A 5,188-nucleotide genomic window follows, 5' to 3' on the forward strand; every position below is an offset into this window, starting at 1 on the left:
AGGAGGAGACCTTCTGAGTCAGGGTCCCTCCGTGCCATTTAGTATGTCTTGATTTGATCCATGGATTTCTCTCCTGTCAGGGTAAAAAATCCTACAAATGTTGGAAATTAAGAAATATTGTTATTTTTGCCCTCGTGAGCCATTTCACGAAAACCCTATTAACCTAAACAATCAAAGTATGAAAAAGATCTTTTTGTTTTTTTCATTGCTGCTGATGACATGCTCTCTTGTCATGGGGCAGACTACGCTTGTCACTGGAAAGGTCACCAGTTCTGATGACGGAACAGAACTGCCTGGCGTCTTTGTGACAGTAAAGGGAACTACCCTTGGGACTATTACAGGATCTGACGGATCTTACGCCATTCAGGTACCTGCTTCGGCCCGGGCTCTGGTGTTCAGCTTTGTCGGTTATGTGACCCAGGAGCAACCATTTTCCGGCCAGAACAGAATAGATGTTGTTTTGCAGCAGGACGTTTTCAACGTTGACGAGGTCATAGTTGTGGCATACGGTACTGCTCAGAAGCGTGACGTAGCAGGAGCCATTTCAACAGTTAGCGGAGGTGACATCGCCAAGATGAACCTGCAGAGCTTTGACCAGGCTCTCGCCGGTAAGGCTGCAGGTGTATCGATCACGCTCCCCAACGGTGTACTCAACAACCCGCCTGTTATCCGTATCAGGGGGTTCAACTCAATCACCTCAAGCTCCAACCCTCTGGTAGTTGTTGACGGAGTTCCCGTCTTCACCGGAAACATCGGGGGTACTGCTATCCAGAACTCACTGGCTGACATCAACCCGGCAGATATCCAGTCGATGGAGATCCTCAAGGATGCTTCTGCGACAGCTCTTTACGGCTCAAGGGCTGCCAACGGTGTGATCCTCATAACAACCAAGCGTGGCGGCGGCGCCAAAACAAAGGTTACCTATGACGGATTTGCAGGCTGGACAGAGCCTTACAGGTTGTTTGACATGATGAATGCCGAGCAGTATCTGGCACATAAAAACCTTGCATATACCAATGCCGGTTCAGGTGCTCCACTGCACTCGGTCAACGGTCCTGACGGCAAACCCATTGACACCAACTGGGCTGATTATATTTACCGGAAGGGTGCGCAGCACAGCCATGCCATAACTGTTTCAGGGTCGTCTCCTACAACTTCCTATTACCTTTCAGTTGGTTACACTGATCAGGATGGTATGGTAAAGAAAAACTTCTATAACAGGAAGAATGCCAGGATGAACATTGACCACAAGATTTTCAAGAACCTGTCAATAGGTGCCAACGTTGCATATACGAACGGTTACACTGAGTCACCCAATACCGGTTCAAGCTTTGCCACGGCAGGTGCAGCACGTCTTGCATTCGTGCTTCCCCCGATCATTGCACCCTTCCTGAATGACGGCTCATATAACCTCTATGCGTCAGGTATAGGCGGAATGGGTACAGGTCTGGCAGCAGGTCTTGGTTACCACAACCCCGGACAGATATTCGAGACCAACAAACACACTACAGAGTCTGACCGGTTACTTGCAACACTCACTGCCACCTTTCAGCCTGTCAAGGGTTTAATTCTGAAGACTGTTTACGGTATGGACAACCTGGCCAGGGAAACAACCACATTCTGGCATCCGATCGGAGGTGACGGATACAACTATAATGGATACGCCTATAACTGGACCGGTAAGGACAAGAGGTGGACCTGGACCAACACTGCCAATTACAACTTAACATTGATGGAGAGACTCAATTTCAGCATTCTTGCAGGTCTTGAGCAGCAGCGTACAGTGGGACGCAGCTGGAACGCTACCAAGACAGGTGTCTCCGACCCGTTCTTTACCACCTTTGCAGGCTCTTGGACCACAGCCTATGGTATTCCCGGCGGTGGTTACGGGGAAAACTTCTACGAATCATATTTTGGCCGTGTTACAGCCAACTGGGATAAGAAATATTACCTTGAAGGCAGCTTCCGCAGAGACGGTTACAGCGGTCTCGCGAAGGATAACAAGTGGGGTAACTTCGGCGGGGTTTCATTCATGTGGAACATTTCAAACGAAGGCTTCATAGCCAATTCGGGCCTGAATGATATTTTCTCTGATATGAGGCTTAAGCTGAGCTACGGTCGTGTGGGGAATATGTTCGGTATCGGGAACTACAGTTCACTCTTCCTCTACAGTGCCAGCCTTTATGGTGCTGAGCCAACCCTTTATTTCTCACAGGCAGGTAATGCTGACCTGAAGTGGGAGACCAGTGACAAGTATGATGTCGGTCTCAGCTTTGGCCTGCTGAATGACAGGTTGCAGGCTGATCTTAACTACTTCTATAATGATATAAACAATCTTATCCTGAATGTTCCCCAGGCACCTTCAAAGGGTATACCTGGCAACTCGATACCTGCAAACGTCGGATCAATGTTCAACAAGGGATTTGAGTTTTCTCTTACCAGTTACAATATAACCAGAACTAATTTCAACTGGACTACCAGTTTCAACTTTACGGCTTTAAAGAATGAAGTAACTGAGCTTGCTCCCGGAGTTGATGAGATAAGAACCTCGACAGCTGATCTCGAAACAACCAACATCACTGTTGTAGGTCTTCCTGTAGGTAACCTTCTCGCAGTTGAAACCCGTGGTGTTGACCCGCAGACAGGAAGAAGAGTCTATGTTAATGCCGATGGCAAGGAGGTTCTTTATGATCACTCAGCCCCGGCCGGAGAAAGATGGACCTTCCGTTCAGACGGTCAGATAGCTCCAGCAGTGAACACTGCATCTGACGCTGTTCCTTTTGCTTCACCACTGCCGAAGTTCTATGGTGGTATTGACAATAATCTCGAGTTCAAAGGCTTTGATGTTTCTCTCAACCTTACCTATGCTTTGGGTTTCTATATCTATTCAGGATCAAAGGCAGGCATGAGAGACCAGAGGTGGTGGAACAACTCGGTGGAGGTATATGAAACAGCATGGAAAAAGCCTGGTGACATCACAAATATTCCGAAGCCTGTCATGGGTGACAATATCTCCAACGGATCATCATTTCCTATCTCTGAGAATATAGAGAAGGGTGACTATATGAAAGTCAGGAGCATTTCAGCGGGATACACATTCAAGAATGTTCTTCCTGGCGTGATTAATATTGAAAGTATCAGAGTTTACGGTCAGGTATTCAATGCATTAGTGTTTACAAAGTACTCCGGTTCTGACCCAGAGGTTTCAACAAACACTGATTCCAACCTTGCACCGGGTGTTGACAGGAACACTGCTCCCCAGGCAAGGACATATACCTTTGGAGTGAACGTGTCATTTTAACCAATTAATTTAGAATCAGATATGAAAAAAATAATCAAGGGCTCAATAATATTGGCATTAGTATTGTTGATTTCCGGTTGTGTCAAGGATGAATGGATGAATCCGGCACCGATAACCTCACTTTCTGATCTTACCGTGTTTGAATCCAAGGATAGAATTGCGAATCAGGTTAACGGTATGTATGCCTCTCTCAAGAATGGCTGGCACCTTGGTGGTCGTTTCCTTGCTTACAATGACCTCAGATGTGACAACTTTCTGCCCAACAGTTCCAACCTTGTAACACTGTACGCTACATGGAACCATTCAGTCATTAGTTCCACGAACGAGGTTCAGAACTTCTGGAACAACACCTATCAGACGGTAAACGTAGTCAACGTCTTCCTTGAAGGCCTGACAAACGCATGGGATGAAGGCAAGCTTTCCGGAGTTATCAGTCAGGCAGAATATGATCAGTACAGGAGTGAAGCACTCACCATCAGGGCTTTCTGTTACTTTGACCTGTTGCAGATGTATTCAAAGCCTTATCATATGGGCAATGGTGCAAACCGCGGTCTTCCCCTGAGGCTTAAAGCCAACAAATCAGCAGCAGACAATGATCTGGCACCCAGTCAGGTATCAGAAGTCTACACGCAGATTCTGAAGGACCTCAATGACGCTGAAGGAATGGCAATCTCAGATTATGGCAACGGACATCTGAACATAACTAGGATCCACAAGAACACAATAATTGCGTTCAAGACAAGGGTTTATCTGCACATGCACAACTGGGGCGCAGTTGTAAGTGAGTCAGCCAAGATTGTTCCTGCCGCTGCTCCTTTCGATGCCACTTCAGGTGTCAGCAATGCACTTGTTGCTGACTACGCAAGCATCTTTGCATCACCTCATTCAACCAAAGAGTCTGTTTTCTCATTGCCTCATACGACGGCTAACAACGCCGGAACACAGAACCACCTGGCTCACTATTTTGATCCGGAATCCGGAGAGTCTTACTACCTTGTGACAGGCGATGGCTCACTCTATAATGCTATGGATGATACCGATGCAAGGAAGATCATGATCAGGGTTAATGCAAGTGATGGACAACCATATATTTCCAAATATACTGATACGGGTACAAGGTCTGACTATGTGCCGGTGATCAGATGGGCTGAGGTGTTGCTTAATCGTGCTGAAGGAATCGTTCGCGACGGGGGCAGCGTCACACAGGCAGCAATTGACCTGCTCAATGCTGTAAGAGTACGCTCCTTTGAGACCGGCGCATACGATATTGCTGATTTTGCCTCTGCTGATGAATTCTATACCGCTATTTTGCAGGAGAGAAATATTGAGTTTCTTGGAGAAGGTCTCCGCAACATGGACCTTTTGAGACTGGGGTTGACAATACCGGGTAAAGGAAGTGCAGGATTCGGTACGGTTGGAGCTGTTCCTTCCACATCACAGGCATATATCTGGCCTGTTCCTGACAGTGAAAGAAGCTATAACAAGCTGATGACACCATAATAACAGATTACGTGAATAAACGGGAGTGCCTTCCCTTCAAGGGGCACTCACCCGTTTATCAGATTATAATTTGCCGCTCCCGGAAGGGAGCGGCTTTTATTATGTGTGCCCGGCATGGACAATAGCTGCAGGGTGGAAGGCACAACTGCGCACTTCTCATTCTATTGTCATTGGTTCCGCCTGAACCTGATCCGGTTATTGCGGGTTGACCTGATCTTGTCAGTACGGTGCCTCATGATCATGTAAACAATGATCAGCACCATGATCATGGCACCTATTATTATGAAATCACGCTGCATCATATAGCTGTCTTTACCGCATGTCAATCACCTCAACCCCTTTGTGATCAGCAGGATTGAAGGCAAAATACCCGGCCGGAGGCCGGAA

2 protein-coding genes are annotated in these 5,188 nt (G+C 47.2%); both read left to right on the forward strand.

Annotation, left to right across the window (positions count from 1 at the left end; all coding sequences use genetic code 11):
- Positions 1-178: 178 nt before the first annotated feature.
- A complete protein-coding gene (locus tag GX466_09070; protein NLH94346.1) occupies positions 179-3,301 on the forward strand; it encodes a TonB-dependent receptor in 3,123 nt (1,040 codons plus the stop codon).
- A gap of 21 nt (positions 3,302-3,322) precedes the next feature.
- Entirely contained in the window at positions 3,323-4,801 is a 1,479-nt protein-coding gene (locus GX466_09075) for a RagB/SusD family nutrient uptake outer membrane protein (protein NLH94347.1), read from the forward strand.
- Positions 4,802-5,188 lie beyond the last annotated feature (387 nt).

The sequence above is a fragment of the Candidatus Cloacimonadota bacterium genome (genome assembly GCA_012516855.1).
Lineage (GTDB): Bacteria > Cloacimonadota > Cloacimonadia > Cloacimonadales > Cloacimonadaceae > Syntrophosphaera.